17 protein-coding genes are annotated in these 17,082 nt (G+C 58.7%); 7 read left to right on the forward strand and 10 right to left on the reverse strand.

The window, feature by feature from the left end; translation table 11 throughout:
• The first annotated feature begins 59 nt into the window (after nucleotides 1-59).
• Nucleotides 60-974 (forward strand): urea transporter, encoded by a 915-nt coding sequence (locus E3W21_RS25115; protein WP_134422226.1) that lies wholly within the window; start codon nucleotides 60-62, stop codon nucleotides 972-974.
• 17 nt (nucleotides 975-991) lie between these two features.
• Here the strand turns inward: E3W21_RS25115 and E3W21_RS25120 are convergent, their stop codons facing one another.
• Together E3W21_RS25120 and E3W21_RS25125 are read right to left on the reverse strand one after the other, a co-directional pair.
• Entirely contained in the window at nucleotides 992-1,891 is a 900-nt protein-coding gene (locus tag E3W21_RS25120) for an alpha/beta hydrolase (protein ID WP_256661650.1), read from the reverse strand.
• Nucleotides 1,869-4,448 carry an autotransporter outer membrane beta-barrel domain-containing protein gene (locus E3W21_RS25125; RefSeq protein ID WP_134422227.1) on the reverse strand — a complete coding sequence of 860 codons (2,580 nt, stop codon included), beginning with the start codon at nucleotides 4,446-4,448 and terminating at the stop codon, nucleotides 1,869-1,871. The genes E3W21_RS25120 and E3W21_RS25125 overlap by 23 nt, the downstream gene beginning before the upstream one ends.
• A gap of 218 nt (nucleotides 4,449-4,666) precedes the next feature.
• On the opposite strand from E3W21_RS25125, the gene E3W21_RS25130 reads away from it, so the two are divergent.
• Together E3W21_RS25130 and E3W21_RS25135 are read left to right on the forward strand one after the other, a co-directional pair.
• The gene (locus tag E3W21_RS25130) at nucleotides 4,667-5,491 is read left to right on the forward strand and encodes an ion transporter (protein ID WP_129442247.1); all 825 of its coding nucleotides are present in this window, start codon (nucleotides 4,667-4,669) and stop codon (nucleotides 5,489-5,491) included.
• Between the two features lie 193 nt (nucleotides 5,492-5,684).
• Complete coding sequence (locus E3W21_RS25135; RefSeq protein WP_033056035.1) at nucleotides 5,685-6,683, forward strand: sulfate ABC transporter substrate-binding protein; 999 nt, start codon at nucleotides 5,685-5,687, stop codon at nucleotides 6,681-6,683.
• A 197-nt stretch (nucleotides 6,684-6,880) separates the two neighbouring features.
• Here E3W21_RS25135 and E3W21_RS25145 read toward each other — a convergent pair whose 3' ends face one another.
• Nucleotides 6,881-7,510, reverse strand: coding sequence for a hypothetical protein (locus tag E3W21_RS25145; protein WP_178084149.1), 630 nt, complete (start codon nucleotides 7,508-7,510; stop codon nucleotides 6,881-6,883).
• A 235-nt stretch (nucleotides 7,511-7,745) separates the two neighbouring features.
• On the opposite strand from E3W21_RS25145, the gene E3W21_RS25150 reads away from it, so the two are divergent.
• Nucleotides 7,746-8,951: an MFS transporter gene (locus E3W21_RS25150; protein ID WP_134422228.1), complete on the forward strand. Its 1,206-nt coding sequence runs from the start codon at nucleotides 7,746-7,748 to the stop codon at nucleotides 8,949-8,951.
• 93 nt (nucleotides 8,952-9,044) lie between these two features.
• On the opposite strand, the gene E3W21_RS25155 is transcribed toward E3W21_RS25150, so the two are convergent.
• Both E3W21_RS25155 and E3W21_RS25160 read right to left on the reverse strand, forming a co-directional pair.
• Entirely contained in the window at nucleotides 9,045-9,449 is a 405-nt protein-coding gene (locus E3W21_RS25155) for a type II toxin-antitoxin system HicB family antitoxin (protein WP_056742059.1), read from the reverse strand.
• Nucleotides 9,449-9,661: a type II toxin-antitoxin system HicA family toxin gene (locus E3W21_RS25160; RefSeq protein ID WP_129442243.1), complete on the reverse strand. Its 213-nt coding sequence runs from the start codon at nucleotides 9,659-9,661 to the stop codon at nucleotides 9,449-9,451. Before E3W21_RS25160 ends, E3W21_RS25155 begins: the two co-directional genes overlap by 1 nt.
• Nucleotides 9,662-9,941: 280 nt before the next feature.
• Between E3W21_RS25160 and E3W21_RS25170 the strand changes: the two genes are divergently transcribed.
• The 3 genes from E3W21_RS25170 (at nucleotide 9,942) to E3W21_RS25180 (ending at nucleotide 12,256) form a co-directional block, all read left to right on the forward strand.
• Nucleotides 9,942-10,661, forward strand: a complete 720-nt coding sequence (locus E3W21_RS25170; protein WP_046054308.1) for an SDR family oxidoreductase — start codon at nucleotides 9,942-9,944, stop codon at nucleotides 10,659-10,661.
• A gap of 146 nt (nucleotides 10,662-10,807) precedes the next feature.
• Nucleotides 10,808-11,695: a LysR family transcriptional regulator gene (locus tag E3W21_RS25175; protein ID WP_134422229.1), complete on the forward strand. Its 888-nt coding sequence runs from the start codon at nucleotides 10,808-10,810 to the stop codon at nucleotides 11,693-11,695.
• A 93-nt stretch (nucleotides 11,696-11,788) separates the two neighbouring features.
• Nucleotides 11,789-12,256 carry a helix-turn-helix domain-containing protein gene (locus tag E3W21_RS25180; RefSeq protein WP_129442237.1) on the forward strand — a complete coding sequence of 156 codons (468 nt, stop codon included), beginning with the start codon at nucleotides 11,789-11,791 and terminating at the stop codon, nucleotides 12,254-12,256.
• Between the two features lie 220 nt (nucleotides 12,257-12,476).
• Here the strand turns inward: E3W21_RS25180 and E3W21_RS25185 are convergent, their stop codons facing one another.
• The 5 genes from E3W21_RS25185 to E3W21_RS25205 are packed head-to-tail and all read right to left on the reverse strand — an operon-like array spanning nucleotide 12,477 to nucleotide 17,082.
• Nucleotides 12,477-12,881 (reverse strand): hypothetical protein, encoded by a 405-nt coding sequence (locus E3W21_RS25185; protein ID WP_134422230.1) that lies wholly within the window; start codon nucleotides 12,879-12,881, stop codon nucleotides 12,477-12,479.
• 14 nt (nucleotides 12,882-12,895) lie between these two features.
• Complete coding sequence (ccmI, locus tag E3W21_RS25190) at nucleotides 12,896-14,098, reverse strand: c-type cytochrome biogenesis protein CcmI (RefSeq protein WP_134422231.1); 1,203 nt, start codon at nucleotides 14,096-14,098, stop codon at nucleotides 12,896-12,898.
• Nucleotides 14,091-14,564 carry a cytochrome c-type biogenesis protein gene (locus tag E3W21_RS25195; protein WP_129442231.1) on the reverse strand — a complete coding sequence of 158 codons (474 nt, stop codon included), beginning with the start codon at nucleotides 14,562-14,564 and terminating at the stop codon, nucleotides 14,091-14,093. Before E3W21_RS25195 ends, ccmI begins: the two co-directional genes overlap by 8 nt.
• Nucleotides 14,561-15,097 carry a DsbE family thiol:disulfide interchange protein gene (locus tag E3W21_RS25200; protein WP_123364573.1) on the reverse strand — a complete coding sequence of 179 codons (537 nt, stop codon included), beginning with the start codon at nucleotides 15,095-15,097 and terminating at the stop codon, nucleotides 14,561-14,563. Before E3W21_RS25200 ends, E3W21_RS25195 begins: the two co-directional genes overlap by 4 nt.
• On the reverse strand, nucleotides 15,094-17,082 hold the full coding sequence (locus tag E3W21_RS25205) for a heme lyase CcmF/NrfE family subunit (protein ID WP_134422232.1): 1,989 nt from the start codon (nucleotides 17,080-17,082) through the stop codon (nucleotides 15,094-15,096). Before E3W21_RS25205 ends, E3W21_RS25200 begins: the two co-directional genes overlap by 4 nt.

Consider the following 17,082-nt stretch of genomic DNA (forward strand, 5'->3'; position numbering starts at 1 on the left):
GAGCTGGCCTGCTCGCGAAGCAGGCGACACGGTTTAACTGAAACACCACAGACTTGAAAATGCCTGCCAACCACTTCAACACCCACTGCCCCGACTGGGCGACTGCCCTGCTCAACGGATTCAGCCAGATCTTCCTCCAGCGCAACCCGCTGTGCGGTCTGCTGTGCCTGCTGGCCATTCTTTTCACCGCGCCCACCCTGCTCGGCGGTGCACTGCTGGGCGGTGTCGCCGGGCTGCTCACCGCGCAACGACGCGGTTATGCCAAGGCCGATCGTCAGGCCGGGCTGTTCAGTTACAACGGTGTCTTGCTCGGCTTGTTGCTGAGCCTCTACTTCCCCTGGTCAGCGATGTTGCCGCCGCTGATCATTGCCGCGGGCGGCCTGAGCGCGATGTTCACTCAACAGTGGCTCAAACGCGTTCGGGTCAGCCAATACCTGCCTGCCTATACGGCGCCCTTCGTGGGGCTGGGCTGGTTGCTGCTGTGCTTCGCCACGCCGTCGACAAATGCGCACTTGATCGAAATGAATACGCTGAACATGCTCGCCGCACCACTGAAAGGCCTCGGCCAGGTGATGTTCCTCGCTCATCCGCTGGCCGGAGCGATGATTGCCCTGGGTTTGCTGATCGCTGATCGCCGCGCATTCTGCTGGGCGTTGTTGGCGTCTGTCGCGGGCATGGGCTGGAGCATGCTGCATCACGACTTCTATACCGCATTGATCGGCCTCGGTGGCTATAACGCCGTACTCGCCGCCCTCGCCTTCAGCTCGCAGCGCCAGAAGCCTTGGCTGCCACTGGTCGGTATTGCATCAGCGCTGTTGCTGACGCCGGTGTTTACCGCCATCGGTCTGCCTACGCTGACCGCTCCGTTTATCCTCGCTTGCTGGCTGATCCGTGCCGGCATTCGGGTGCTGCGCCAGACCGCTGTCGACAGTGCGCCTTGCGCTATTGAGCGCCAAACCAAGGGTGGCGCCTGAAAGGGCTGAATCTGCATTCAGCGCAATGGGTCAGTCTCGCAAGCCAATGGCAGATCCGCCCGCGAGCCCCAACTTTCATCGTATCCCTGATCGTGGGTGGCGAGGGTTTCGACGACTTCCAGGCATTTGCCCTGTAGCTGCGTGGTGTAGACCTGGAGCATTTGAGGCGGCACGACCTTGTCATTCAAACCGATGAAATGACGTTGCGGGAGCGCACGCAACTTGTCGCGAAACTCCAGAGGTGTCACCGGCTTCGAGAATGGCGCGAGCTGCATCAGCTTCGCCCACTCTACAGGGTCGAGATTCCCGGCAATCGTTTGCACCTGAGTCACGTCGTTACGAGAACCCGCAAGGATCAAGGCAATCGCCGCGCCGCCCGAGTATCCGACCAGTTCGAACTGCTCCACTGCAAAGCGACTTTTCAGACGATCAAGGGCCGCGTTCATGGTCTCTATGACCAATGAATTGAAACGACCGGAAGTCCACAAATCAGTGTTGCAACCCGGTGATGTCACGAACTGACAAGGGCGCGCCAGATAGGCGCTGGGGCCCCGATCTCCAGCGGCCAATCTCGCCATCAAGGAAACGCGAGGGGTCGGATCGATACTCGGTTGAGACCGTGTCGCCCACGCCCGACCATCGCCTTCGATGTAAACACGTAGATGCTTGTAGCCCCCTGGTGGCGGTAGCAAGGCCATGAGTGTGTAAGGTGAACTATCGAGCGTGCCAGGAGTAAGCGAAGAGCCTTGGCTGACCGCCTGCAAATCGACTTTACCCGCGCATCCGCTGAGCCCGAGGAGCGCGAAGCCGATGGCGGCCAGTGCTTTAAACATGGTTTTAATCTGTTGATCAGACGCAACGGTCCGCCAGCGCGAACCGTTGCAATCCAGTCGATCAAAAAGCGTAGCGCGCTTCAAGGGTAAAGGTGTCGGCGTTAAAACCGGTCTTCGCTTGATAGCTGTAATGGGTCCCCAAGGTTAGAGCATCAATTTGATACTTCGCCCCTACGCGACCTTCATAACTATCACGCACCGGACTGGCTCCCGCGACAATGAAAGGCGAGCCCCCCAAGGTGAAACTGGAGGTCTGATTGATCTGGTCACCGATGAAGTCATGGTAAGCCATCATGCTCGCTTCAGGTGTAAGGGTGCCATTGCGCAATGGCACGTCAGCGGCCATTCGCAACCCGGCACCCAGCTCGCCAATTTCGAAGCGCTGGGCATCGGAGTGCAGGGCGGCCGAAGAACCATGCTCATTAAAACTGTCCAGCTGAATATTGGTATAACGTGCGGCGACACGCGGTTCGATAATCAATTGGTCGGTGAGTTTGAAGGTATAACCGCTCAAGACGCTTAGTGCCCATGCGTCACTGTTGTAGCTGGCCTTGGCCACGCTGTCGGCGACATAACGTTTGCTGTCATTGTCATTGCGCCCGTAACTGAGGCTGCCATCGACAAACCAGTTGCGCAGATCCCAGCTACCGTACAGCGTCAACGCGTTGCCCTGTACATCGGTTTTATTTCCGGTATCGGAGGTGACGTTGGTGTTCAGATACGAATAGGCCAAGCCCACGGTGGAATTGGCATTCAGCTTGCCATCCGCCCCGACAGCAACACCGCTGCTGTTGGCCGAGTAACCGGCAACTGCATCACGGCTGTCCTGATCCTGATTGCTACTCAAACCTTGAATCCATACGCCAGTATCTGCCAGCGAATCCCCTGATGAGAGCCCCGAGCGCAGACCGGACACGCGGTTGCTGATCGCTCCATTCATCATCGCCTGACCCGACACAGCCGCATTGACCGCCCCACCGCTGACTTCCGGAGCCAGTTGCTCACCGAGCTTTGCAAGTTCCTTTTGAGAGGAGGCGTTGGCAAAGGCTTTGAAGACCGCATCATCACTGTTCAATTGTCCCAGCGGGCCATTCTTGAAGCGATTGAGAATCTCGCGGGTGCTTCTGGAAGTACCGATGCTCCCCTGCTCTTCATCCACCTGACTGTCACTTTTCAGTGTGACCAGCGCATTGACCGTCTGGGCATCGGTTGTATAGCTGGCGACGTTTAACAACGAGGACGAACTGATAACGCTCAACCCGTTGTTCTGCAGGCTGCTGGCCTTGACCAGGGTGTATTGAGTGCCGGCAGCGGTCGGTGTGAAATCACCTTGTTTGGCATTCAGCGTCACTTTCGAGGACTGAGCGAAGGTGGCCTTGCCGTCCACCGTCAAATAAGGCGTACCAGGTGTGACGCGGTCCGAAAGCAACATATCGATACCACTGTTGGTACCGACGTTCAGGTCACCGGTAATTTCGGCCCCCTGGTTCTGAAGGTTCAGAGAGCCCGAAACGACGGAAACCGTACTGTCGATTTTGCTACCGGTGTAATTGGCCTGACCAGCAACATTTACCCCGTTGAGATTGAGCAGATCGCCCTTGATCGCACCGCCGGTCCAGTTCAGGTGCGCCAACCCTGCGCCATCGATGGCCGCCGCATGATTGCTGCGAATTTCGCCACCTTGCTGGTTGATCTCGAACGCTGATGTCTGGCCTGCATCGACCTGGATCGCAACACCGTCTGCAGTGATATTGCCGGAGTTGATAATGCCCCGAGCGCCAGACACAGCATTCTGCGTGAAAGTGGCACCGCCGAGCTTGATGCCCACGGCGTCTTCACCCGATGCCTCAATAGTCCCGGTGTTGAGCAAATAACCGACTGAACCATCCAAAAACTCGATAGCCGAGGAGTTCTTGCCAGCGCTTATGATCGAGCCGCTGTTCTCGATCCTCAACGCACTGGTTTGGGTTTCTACGTGAAAAGCAGACGCGCCCTGACCCGTGGCACGAATCGTCCCTGAGTTGAGAAGCCTGCCGGCGATGCTCACGGGATGCCCGTAATGGGAATCCAGAATCAACCCCATGGCATAGTTACCCTGCACATCGACAACACCACTGTTGATCAGATCGCCGCCAATAGTGGTCCCATGCAAGTAGATACCCTCAGGCTCGCCATAGATATTGGCTCCCGATGCCTGAGTGATGGAGACAGTACCGGCGTTGATGACATTGCCGGTGATAGTGGTATTGCCGATCTCGATTCCCTCAGCGTTGTTCACGTTGGAAAGAGAAAGCTTGCCGGCATTGATGAAGTCACCCTGGATGTTGCTGCCGATAGAGTTCAAGCCATGGAAACCGGCATCCAGTCCGATCCCGGTCACCGTCGCGCCTTGAGCGTCGAAAGTGAAGTCGCCCCGGTTAATGAGTGAGCCCGCGACAGTGTTCTGGAAGAACGCGACACCCGTTTTGTCCGTGTTGCTCTGGCGGGTTCGTTGCCCGGTCAGGGTCAAGGTTTCACTAAGGGTTTGACCAGTCCAGTCCTTGAAACCCTGACTCAGGTCGTACTCGCTGGCAAATGCCTGAGCGGTCGAAGTGCTGACAACCATTGCCAATAGGCTTTTCTTGAAAAACTTACTATCCATATCGCTTCCGTGTGGTTTTGAAACCCATCGCCTGAAATCCGGGCAGCACATCGAGACAAAGGTTCTTGTTCTGTGGGAAGTCGATATATCGACGAGGTAATCAATTTCTTAAGCCATGAACGACTAGAACCGGCTGAACATGGCGTACCCGGCGTCCTGCTTGCGCAATCCTCGTCAATCACCCACGCTTCTCTGATTTTCGGCTTGGGCAAGACCTTATGGAATGCAACAACAACTGGCGCCAACGCCTCTACGTCATGATTTTCCAGAGCGACACCGTGGCTGGGCGGCGCTTCGACGGCACCCTGCTGTTGATCATCCTCGCCAGCATTGTGATCGTGATGCTCGACAGCATCGATGCGGTTCACCAGAACTACGCCAACGTGCTGGCGTACATCGAGTGGGGCTTCACCGTCATCTTCGCCATCGAATACGGCCTGCGGCTGTACTGCTCGCCCAAGCCGTTGCGCTATGCGTTCAGCTTTTATGGGCTGGTGGATTTGCTGGCGATCGTGCCCGGCGTTCTTGCGTTGTACTACGCCGATGCGCAGTACCTGCTGATCATCCGGATCATTCGGATGCTGCGGATTTTCCGCGTGCTCAAGCTCAGCCCGTATCTGAAGCAAGCCAACTATCTGATGTCCGCATTGCGCGGCAGCAAGCAGAAGATCGTGGTGTTTCTGGTCAGCGTCTGCACCTTGGTGACGGTGTTCGGTACGCTGATGTACGTGATCGAAGGCCCGGAGCACGGCTTCACCAGCATTCCCAAAGGCATCTATTGGGCTATCGTCACGCTGACCACCGTGGGCTTCGGCGACATCGTGCCTAAAACGCCGCTGGGTCAGGTGATTTCGTCGCTGGTGATGATCACCGGTTACTCGATCATCGCCGTACCTACGGGGATTTTTACCGCCGAACTGGCCAGCGCGATGCGCGGCGAACAACTGCAACATGACTGCCCTGTGTGCAAGAAAAACAACCACGAGCATGGGGCGGCGTTCTGCTCCCGATGCGGGAATGCGTTGTTTAAGAAAATGGAATAAGCAAAGTACTTTTTAATCTTTAAAGGACTATGCGAGCCCCGTTATAGTCGCTGGCAAAACGGTGGCAACATCTCTTAGATAACTGACAACTAACCCGTAGGAGTTGCCGCAGGCTGCGATCTTTTGATCTTGAAGAATCAACATCAAAAGATCGCAGCCTGCGGCAGCTCCTACAAAGAACAAGGACTGCGCAGTGAAAAAACTCTTTGGCGCCTCACTTCTGGCCGCTGGCCTGGCACTGACCAGCATGGCTCAGGCCGCACCGACCCTTCTTAACGTTTCCTACGACGTGATGCGTGATTTCTACAAGGACTACAACACTGCCTTCCAGAAACACTGGCAAGCCGAGCACAACGAAAACATCACCCTGCAGATGTCCTTTGGTGGCTCCAGCAAACAGGCGCGCTCGGTGATCGATGGCCTGCCGGCTGACGTCATCACCATGAACATGGCTACCGACATCAACGCCCTGGCGGACAACGGCAAACTGGTCCCGGACAACTGGGTCACCCGCCTGCCGAACAACAGCGCGCCATTCACCTCAGCCACCGTATTCATCGTCCGCAAAGGCAACCCGAAAGCCCTGAAAGACTGGCCCGACCTGCTCAAGGACGGCGTACAGGTGATCGTGCCAAACCCGAAAACGTCGGGTAACGGCCGCTACACCTACCTCTCGGCCTGGGGTTATGTGCTGAAAAACGGTGGCGACGAAAGTAAAGCCAAAGACTTCGTCGGCAAGCTGTTCAAACAAGCGCCGGTGCTGGATACCGGTGGCCGCGCCGCCACTACGACCTTCATGACCAACCAGATTGGTGATGTGCTGGTGACCTTCGAAAACGAAGCGGAAATGATTGCCCGTGAGTTTGGTCGTGATCAGTTCGAAGTGATCTACCCAAGTGTTTCCGCCGAAGCCGAGCCGCCAGTGTCGGTGGTCGACAAAACCGTCGACAAGAAAGGCACCCGCGCTGCGGCCGAGGAATACCTGAAGTACCTGTGGTCGCCGGAAGGTCAGGAAATTGCGGCGGCGAACTACCTGCGTCCGCGTGATCCGGCGGTGTTGGCCAAGTACACCGATCGTTTCCCGAAAGTGGATTTCCTGTCGGTAGAGAAGACCTTTGGTGACTGGCGAACTGTGCAGAAGACCCACTTCAATGATGGCGGGATCTTTGATCAGATCTACAGCGGTCAGTAATTCCTGAGTCCAATGAAAAAGGCGACCTGAGAAGGTCGCCTTTTTTGTGGCCGCGGTTAGACACAAGACTTGTATCCAATGAAGATCCCCTGTGGGAGCGAGCTTGCTCGCGAAGAGGTCATAACCTTCAGCATAGATGTTGACTGTCACACCGCTTTCGCGAGCAAGCCCGCTCCCACAGGGGTTATCACCAGCCATTACATCGGCGGTGTAACACCATCCTTGCCGGCCGAGATGGATTGGGCGGTGAGCGTCCCGTCTGCACTCTGGGTCACAAACGTCACGATCTTCACCCCCACCTTCAGCAGGCTGCGATCCCCCGGCATCAGATTGACGATCGGCACATCCTCCGGCACCAGAATCTTCTGTTGCCCGCCCTTGTAGTTGACGGTCAAAACCCGGCCGTTGCTGACCACCAGATCGCCCACGCTGCCATTGGTCATGCTGCTGCCCTTGGCCAGATCGAACGGCCGATGTCCATCACCGCTACCAGCCAGCTCCGGTGGGAAGACATGGACTTCCAGCGCCTTGAGGGGGCCGTCTTCTTGCGGAATGGCAGCCGAGCCGATGTAGCTGCCGGGTTTGATGTCTTCGAAATTGGCCAGGGTGACGGCGCGGACTTTGGTGTCCTTGGTCAGGTTGATCACCACGTTTTCACCACTGTTGACGTGGACTTTCAGCACGTCGGGGCTGACCCCGGTGATCTCGCCGCGAACCCCGATGCGCATGCCTGGCGCGTCAGCAGCCTGGGCGAGACCTGCCGTGAACAAGCCGATCAAAGTAACAACTGAAGCGCCGCGAACCACGTGACGAAACATCGCATTCATGGAAGTGCCTTCCGGTTATGAAACGTGAGGAGAGAACATAAGCACGCTATCGAACAGGATGTAAGTGAATGTATCATCGGACCTCACTGTTTTGACGCAAGGTTCATCGACGGACATCACACACGTCCGCCACTCATTCCGCAACGGAATGATTGCTATCACTCCAAGCCCTCTTCTGCCCATTCCGATAGCCCTTTAGCCTGCACGCATTCTCTTTTGCTCAGCGAGACCCGTTATGAACCCAGCGACCCAAGTGCCCCAGGGCACCGCGACAATGACCCGAGGCATGGTGCTGCTATTCGCCTTCTGCTGCGGCGCCATCGTTGCCAACATTTACTACGCCCAACCGATCATCGGCCTGATCGCGCCGGACATCGGCCTGACCAGCACCATGGCCAGCCTGATCGTTTCGCTGACCCAGATCGGTTATGCACTGGGGCTGTTTTTCCTGGTGCCGCTGGGTGATTTGCTGGAAAACCGCCGCTTGATGATCATCACGACCGTGGTGGCGATTGCCAGCCTGCTGGGCGCTGCGTTCACCGATCAGCCAAACGTGTTTTTGCTGATCTCGCTGCTGGTAGGTTTCAGTTCGGTGTCGGTGCAAATCCTGATTCCGCTGGCCGCGCATCTGGCACCGGAAGAGTCTCGTGGGCGTGTGGTCGGCGGGATCATGGGCGGTTTGCTGCTGGGGATTCTGTTGGCGCGACCGGTGTCCAGCGTGGTGGCTGACCACTTCGGCTGGCGCGCGATGTTTGTGATTGCGGCGGTGTTGATGGCGGCGATCAGCATCGTGCTGGCGCTGACGATTCCCAAGCGTCAGCCTGATCACAGCGCTTCTTATGGTCAGTTGCTGGGCTCTCTGTGGACCCTGTTGCGTCAACAACCGGTGTTGCGTCAGCGCGCGTTTTATCAGGGGTGCATGTTCGCCACGTTCAGCCTGTTCTGGACCGCCGTGCCGCTGGAACTGGCGCGCAATCATGGCCTGTCGCAAACCCAGATCGCGATCTTCGCCCTGGTCGGGGCCATTGGCGCCATCGCCGCCCCCATTGCCGGTCGACTGGCCGATGCCGGCCACACTCGCATTGCTTCACTGCTGGCCCTGCTGTTCGCCAGCCTGAGCTTCCTGCCCGCGTTCATCCATCCGGTCTACAGCGTTATCGGCCTCGCCGTCACCGGCGTGGTGCTCGACTTCTGCGTGCAGATGAACATGGTCCTCGGCCAACGCGCGGTCTACGCCCTCGACGCCAAAAGCCGCAGTCGCCTGAATGCGCTGTACATGACCAGCATCTTCATCGGCGGCGCATTTGGTTCTTCGGTGGCCAGTGCTGTGTATGAACACGGCGGCTGGTTGTGGATCGTGATGGTGGGTAGCGCGTTTCCGCTGTTGGCGTTATTACGGTTTTTGAGTGTTTCGGAGAAGCGTTCGTTGGCGACGGCGTGAAGCTTTAAAAGCATCGCGGGCAAGTCGGACCGCCGCACCGCTCGCTCCTACGGGAGCGAGGTTGATCTGCAATTGCTGTGTGACTGACACCATTCAGTGCCGAACCAACTTCTCCATCGCCGCATCTGCCAGAAATGAAGAGCGGCTTTTGACATTGTGCTCACGCACATAACGATCGATACGCTGGATCACATAGCCGGGCAGCGTCACATTGACCTTCTCGGTTTTGCCCATGTACGGCGCGATGTCCAGCTCCAGCATTCCCCAGCCCATGTCGGCAAAGTCCGGATTGCCACGGTGGGCGGCAGCAGATGTAGGCATGGGAATTGACTCCCCGTCAGCCGCAATCTCCTGAAGCATGATGTGAGCAATCTCGACCGCCGCGTTGTAGGCATCTTCAAACGTATCCCCGGCCGTTACGGCGCCTGGAATATCGGGGATCTGAATACCGATGGCGGTGTTCTCGTCGCCCCACTCGATACAGATTGGATATTGCATTATGGATCTCCTGCGTAACTGGCTCCCGGGCAATACAACCCGGCTCGCCTCCTGATGCTTTTGACCGTCCCGATCGGCAAATCCTTTTTCGGATGAGGGACGGGTATCGTGTACGGGTTGTATCGGTGTTTGAAGAGGTGATGACTGCCGGCAATCCGATCCAGTATCCAGCCGGCCTCCTCCAACTCCTTGATCAATAGCCTGCTCTGCACCACTCGCCTCCTTGCTCAGGCCCAAACAAAAGTAACCCTAGAGTTATCTTTACTCAAGCACAAAAATCCGGAACGCGACGCTCGGTTGTTTTACAGAGTGTGATTGCGGGCGGCGGCATTCTTCCCAGGAATGAATACTTTGGCTCAGCCTGGTTCGTTACGCCGAGGTCAACCCGGATTACACTCAGCGTCCTGAGCCTGACGCGATGCTGGATGCGATTCGCGGCTGAACCGATCAAATGCCGCCTGACCCGCGGCATGTTCTTTCAAGGAGTGTGCAATGACCCGACGTACCTTTCTCATCACCGGTGCCAGCAAAGGCATCGGCCGTGCGGTCGCCGAGCACCTGGACCGCGCGGGTCATCGGGTGGTCGGAATCGCCCGATCGCCCGACCTGAGCTTTCCCGGCATCCTGTTTCCGCTGGATCTGAGCGACAGGGCACTGACTCAGGAAGTGCTGGCGGATCTGGCCAGGACTTATGAGTTCGACGGGCTGGTGAATAACGTCGGTCTGGTGCGCCCGCAGGTGCTGGGGGAAATCGACCTTGATACTTTCGACGACGTGATGCGCGTCAACCTGCATTCGGCGTTGCAGGCTACTCAGGCACTGCTGCCGAACATGCGCGCCAAGGCCTGGGGTCGGGTGGTGAACATTTCCAGCCTGACTGTGCTGGGTATTACGCAGCGCACCGCCTATGCGGCGGCCAAAGCGGCGCTGATCAGCTTCACACGATCCTGGGCGCTGGAACTGGCGCAAACCGGCGTAACAGTGAACGCCGTGGCCCCGGGGCCAACTGAAACCGAACTGTTTCGCGCCAACAATCCGCCGGGCAGCGAAGGTGAGGCGCGGTATCTGGCCGGCGTGCCGATGGGTCGGCTGGGGCAACCGCAGGAGATCGCTGCGGCGATTGCGTTTTTGTTGTCCGAGCAGAGCGGGTTTATCACCGGGCAAACTCTGTTTGTCGACGGCGGGTCCTCGATAGGTAAAGCCGCGTTTTAACCAACAACACCAACCCCTGTGGGAGCGAGCTTGCTCGCGAAAGGGGCGGCACATCCAACATTGTTGAGGCTGACAGTCCGCTTTCGCGAGCAAGCTCGCTCCCACAGGGGATCTCAACATTATTCAGACTTGCACAAGGACCTGAGATGGACCGCCTCGGCGCAATGGAAACCTTCGTCTACGTGGTGGAAACCGGTTCGTTTTCCGCCGCCGCCCGGCGCCTGAACATCGGCCAGCCCGCCGTCTCGAAAGCCATCGCGCAATTGGAAGCGCGCCTTGCGGTCAGGCTGCTGTTGCGTTCGACCCGAGGTCTGACGCCGACCGAGGCGGGCCTGGCGTTTTTCGAGCGCTCCAAGCGCGCCATCGAAGAAGCCGATGAGGCTGACAATGCCGCTCGCGGTGCCGCCAGCGGCCTGAGCGGCAACCTGCGCATCTGTGCCGCCGTGACCTTCGGCCGGCTGCACATCGTTCCGCACCTCGGGCCTTTCCTCGATCAGAACCCGGACCTGAACATCGATTTGATGCTGGACGATCGCAACGTCAATCTGGTGGAAGAAGGCGTTGACATCGCCCTGCGCATGGGCGCCTTGAGCGACTCCGGCCTCACCGCCCGCAAGATCGCCGAGTGTCGGCGCATGGTGCTGGGCACGCCCGCCTACTTCGAAAAACATGGCGACCCCACCTGCCCTGCCGATCTGAGCACACATCAAGCAGTCGTCTACACCTTGGGTGGGGGTGCTAATTGGCAGTTCCGCAAGGCGTCGGAAGAACAGGCAGTGATCATCAACGGCCGAATCCGCGTCAACGCCGCCGAAGGTTTACGTGAGGCGGTACTCGCTCACCAAGGGTTGACCATGGCATCGCAATGGATGTTTGCGCCAGAGCTGGCCAGTGGTTTGGTGAGGGAGGTTATGACGGAGTGGGCGCTGCCGAATCAGGATCTTTGGGCGGTGTTTCCTACGGGCAGGATGGCCAGTGCGAAGGCCCGGGCGTTTGTGGAGTATGTGCAGGGGTTGCTGACAAAAGACGTCTGATATTTCGATTATTTTGTTTATTTCGTTTATTACGATTTTCGATTAATTCGAATAGCCTCCCAGCTTCGATTATTCAGAATATTGGAAACCGCCATGTCGCCTGTCATCCACCCGCCGATCACCTTGCCTATGGAGCGCGAAGTACAAGCTGCCATCGAGGGGCAGCGCGCCTTGGCGGCCTATCTCGCCACTCAATTCGAAACTCAGCACATCCAGATTTTCGACGAACAGAATGAAGCTCATAGCGTCGAATTGCCCACTTCGGCCCTCCGACTTCTAGTCGACATCCTGGCAGAGCTTGCTACGGGCAACGCTGTCAAAGTGGTCCCAGTTCACGCCGAATTGACCACCCAGGAAGCCGCCGACCTGCTTAACGTCTCACGCCCGCACCTGATCAAACTGCTGGAATCCGGCGAGTTGTCCTACCACAAAACCGGCAAGCACCGACGTGTGCGCTTTGCCGATTTGATGGACTATAAAAACCGGCGCGACACTGCCAGCGAGCAAGCAATGACGCTTCTCGCCGAGCAAGCACAAGCGTTAAGGACAGGATACGAGTGAGGCACTCCTCTTTTACCGCTGTATATGACGCGTGTGTTCTGTACCCCGCGCCCTTGAGCTACGCAATCAAGATCAAAAAATCGCAGGCTTCGCCAGCTCCTACCTTTACCGCATACACCCGCCGGTCCTTGTCGTAAACGATCCTGTAGAAGCTGGCGAAGCCTGCGATCTTTTCAGACTCCAAAAAGCAAAACGGCGATCCAAGGATCGCCGTTTCTGTTTACTGCCCGAATTGCCGCCCCAACCCGCCCGGCACACCATGGATGTCTGTCTCTTCCCATGGCCCGTTCGGACTGATCGACCGGCTCCAGCCGTTGTCCCAGCGATAGTACGTGCGCTGGCGGTAGAAGGTGTTGGTCTGATCATCGAGTACGTACACGCCGAGCTTGGCATCCCAATGGCTGTTGCCACCCGGTGGCGGCGCGAAGCTCGCGGAGGTGCGTGGCAGCGGTTTGGCGGGCTTGGCCGGAATGCTCGGCTTGCCCGGTGTCGGTGACGGGGACGGCGTCGGACGCGGCTGCGACGGCGGGATCGGTGGCAGCCGTTCAGGCTGCTGCGGTTGGACCACGCAAGCGCTTAACCCCAAAACCATACTGAGCAGGGTGATACGAGCGATGGCGGTCATAGTTGCGTTTCCTGTCATTTGTCCGGGCTGTCGATAGTCAGTGTTTGCTGCGTCGTGGTGCTGCTGGCCAGAGGCTGGCTGCGACCAATCCATTCGCCGGCAGTCGGTTTGCCGGCGCGGGAGATGCGCGCAACCAGTTGGACTTCAGGGAAGTTCGACAGTTTCAACTGCGGCATCATTGCGTCGGCATCGCCCAGCTCGACGGTCGCCGGCAAGTCGGCCACGGTCAGGCGCTTGGCGGCCAATGGCGCAGGAGGCCCTGCGGTGGCGCGGGCGAAGATGAATACGCTGTCGCCCGGCTGAACCTTGGCTTTGAGCTCTGGTGCCAGATCCACGCGCACCTTGAGCAGTGCCGCCATCTTGGCGGCGGGCGCCTGGGCCACCTTGCCGCCGCTGGCTTCGAGTTTCTCGGCGGCCCGAGTGATGCCGCCTTGCAGCGCGGCGCGGGAACTGTCCTCCGGTGGCAGTTGCACCAGCAGGCGATTCCAGTAGTCGATGGCGTCCTGATAACGCTGGCTTTCAAAGGCAGCAATACCGAGCAAGCCAAGGCTGGTGACTTCTTTCGGATCGGCTTTCAGCGCTTCGTCAGTCAGGGCCTGGACCTTGTCCGACCACTTCTTGCCGTCGGCGAAGTACTGGGCCTGCGCCCATTGACCCAACAGCTCCGGCTGACGACCGGCCAGGTTCACCGTGCGTTCGAAGATCTTCGCCGCATCGCCAGGGCGATCCTGAGCCATGTACGTGCGACCGAGGAAATACAGGCCTTCAGCCGAATCCGGCTGAGCCGAGACCGCACGTTCCAGGCGACGGGTCATCTCTTCCATCGACTGCGGCGCCTGGGAAAATTCACGGGTCAGTTCGACCTTGTCGCTCGCCCCAAAATGCAGATACAGGCCAAGACCCAGCACCGGTACCAGAATCGCCGCCAGCAAGGGCCACGGTTTGCCCAGGCGGGACACGCGTGGCGCCTCGACGCCTTCAGTGTCGGCGAGCAACTCACGGGAGGCTTCGGCGCGACCGGTGTCCATTTGCGCGGCGTCGAGAACGCCCTCTTCCTGCTGAGTCTGCAACTCGGCCACACGCTCCTGATACAGCGCGACGTTCAGGGCCGTACGATCCTCTTCAAGCTGGGCGCGACGACCACGCAGAACGGGAATCAACAGAAAACTCAGGGCAACCAGAAGTAGCAGACCTGCAGCGAGCCAGAAATCAATCATTCTTGGTTTTATCCAACAGGTGGTCGAGGCGCTCACGCTCCTCGGCAGAGAGCTCATCCTTGGTGTCAGCGCGTTGCACGCGACGACGGCGGACGATCACGGCGATGATCACAAAACCGCCCAGCAGCAGGCCGGCAGGGCCGAACCAGAGCAAAGCAGTCTTGGCGTTCAGAGCGGGTTTGTAGCGGACGAAATCACCGTAGCGGTCGACCATGAAGTCGATGATCTGCTGATTGTCCTTGCCCTCGCCGAGCATGCGGAAAATCTCTTTGCGCAGGTCGGCGGCGATCGGTGCGTTGGAATCGGCAATGTCCTGATTCTGGCACTTGGGGCAGCGCAGCTCTTTGGTCAGCTCGCGGAAACGCTCACGGTCGCCTTCTTTGGCGAACTCATACGTGTCGATGGCCGCGTGCGCCACGCCGGCCATGCTCAAACCCAATACTGCGGCAGCTATCCAGCGCTTCATGGCTTGGCCTCATCGACCAGCGCCTGATACTTGGCCGCCAGTTTTTCGCGCCAGACCTGTTCATCGATCACACCAACGAACTTGTCGCGGATGATGCCCTTGGCGTCGATGAAGAAGGTTTCCGGAGCGCCATACACACCCAGGTTCAGACCCAATGTGCCTGCGTCGTCACGGATGTCCAACTGGTACGGATTGTGGAATTCCACCAGCCACTTCAAGGCGTCAGCGTTGACGTCCTTGTAGTTGATGCCGTAGATCACCACGCCCTTCTCGGCCAGTTTATTCAGCACCGGGTGCTCGACCCGGCAGGAAATGCACCAGGTGCCCCAGACGTTGACCAGTGCCGGTTTACCCAGAATGTCGGCCTTGGTCAGGGTCTTGTCGCCCTGCACGGCCGGCAGGGAAAACTCCGGGAACGGCTTGTTGATCATCGCCGAAGGCAGCTCGGCCGGGTCCAGATAGAGCCCGCGATAAAGGAAAACAGCCACCACCAGAAAAATCACCAGTGGCAACAGCATCAACCAACGTCTCATGCCGTGGCTCCCGTCATGCCCAGTGCTTCACGCACACGGCTTTTTACCTTGACCCGGTAACGGCGATCCAGTGCCGCCAGCAACCCGCCCAAACCAGTGAGCAGCCCACCGAACCAGATCCAACGCACGAACGGTTTGACGTGGACGCGAACGGCCCAAGCGCCGTCGCCCAACGGTTCGCCGAGTGCGACGTAGAGGTCGCGGGTGAAACCGGCGTCGATCCCGGCTTCGGTCATCACCGAGTTCTGCACGGTGTAGAGGCGTTTTTCCGGGTGCAGCACGCTGACTTCCTTGCCGTCGCGGATCACCCGTACGGTGCCCTTGTCAGACGTAAAGTTCGGACCTTCGAAGTGCTTGGCGCCTTCGAACACGAAGTGGTAACCGGCCAGGTCCATGGACTCGCCCGGCGCCAGACGCAAATCGCGCTCGGCACTGTTCTGGCTCGACAGCACGACGCCGAGGGCACACACGGCGATGCCGAGGTGAGCGACCTGCATGCCCCAATAACTGCGGGTGAGGGTCGGCAGACCTTTGATCAGGCCTTTGTGGCGAGTCTTGTCGAAGATGTCACGCACACCGGCCAGCAACACCCAGGCCGCGAGCATGAACGTCGCAATCACCGCCCAGTTGAAATCGCCGTAAGCGACGCCAGCCACCACCGCCAGCGCGGCGCTGCCGAGCAACACCGGGGTCAGCATGCTCAACAGCCATTTGACCGGGGTGTCTTTCCAGCGCACCAGCATGCCGACCGCCATCACCATCATCAGCAAGGCCATCAACGGGATGAACAGTGCGTTGAAGTACGGCGGGCCGACCGACAGCTTGGCGCCGGTCATCGCATCGAGAATCAGCGGATACAACGTGCCGAGCAGAATCATCGACGCCGCCACCACCAGCACCAGGTTGTTACCCAGTAGCAGGGTTTCCCGGGACCAGAGGTTGAAGCCGACGTGGCTTTTCACCACGGGAGCGCGCAGGGCAAACAGCGTCAGCGAACCACCGACCACGAACAGCAAGAAGATCAGGATGAACACGCCGCGTTCAGGGTCGGACGCAAAGGCGTGCACCGAGGTCAGCACGCCGGAACGTACGAGGAAGGTCCCCAGCAAGCTCAACGAGAAGGCAGCGATGGCCAGCAACACGGTCCAGCTCTTGAACACGCCACGTTTTTCCGTGACCGCCAAGGAGTGAATCAGCGCCGTACCCACCAGCCATGGCATGAAGGAGGCGTTTTCCACCGGATCCCAGAACCACCAGCCGCCCCAGCCGAGTTCGTAGTACGCCCACCATGAACCGAGGGTGATGCCGATACCGAGGAAGGCCCAGGCGACGATGGTCCACGGACGGGACCAGCGAGCCCACGCCGCATCAAGACGACCGCCCAGCAGTGCAGCGATGGCGAAAGCGAAGGCCACGGAGAAACCGACATAGCCCATGTACAGCATCGGCGGATGAACGATCAGGCCGATGTCTTGCAGCAGTGGGTTGAGATCACGACCGTCCGCAGGAATCTGCGGCAGGATCCGTGCAAACGGGTTGGACGTGAGGATCAGGAACAGCAGGAAACCCGTGCTGATCATGCCCATCACTGCCAGAACGCGAGCCAGCATCACTTGCGGCAATTGTCGGGAGAACACCGACACCGCGAAGGTCCAGCCGCCGAGGATCAGGGCCCAGAGCAGCAACGACCCTTCGTGAGCGCCCCACACCGCACTGAACTTGTAGTACCACGGCAAGGCGCTGTTGGAGTTGCTGGCGACGTAGGCGACAGAGAAATCGTCGGCCATGAAGGCGTAAGTCAGGCAACCGAAGGCGAACAGCAGAAACGCAAATTGCCCCCAGGCGGCCGGTTGGGCGAGGCTCATCCACAAGCGGTCACCGCGCCAGGCACCGAGCAACGGCACGATGGCCTGAACCAGCGCGAAACACAGCGCCAGAATCATGGCCAAATGGCCGAGTTCAGGAATAAAGAGTCCGGACGTCAT

The organism is Pseudomonas sp. F01002 (assembly GCF_004402115.1).
GTDB lineage: Bacteria > Pseudomonadota > Gammaproteobacteria > Pseudomonadales > Pseudomonadaceae > Aquipseudomonas > Aquipseudomonas frigoris.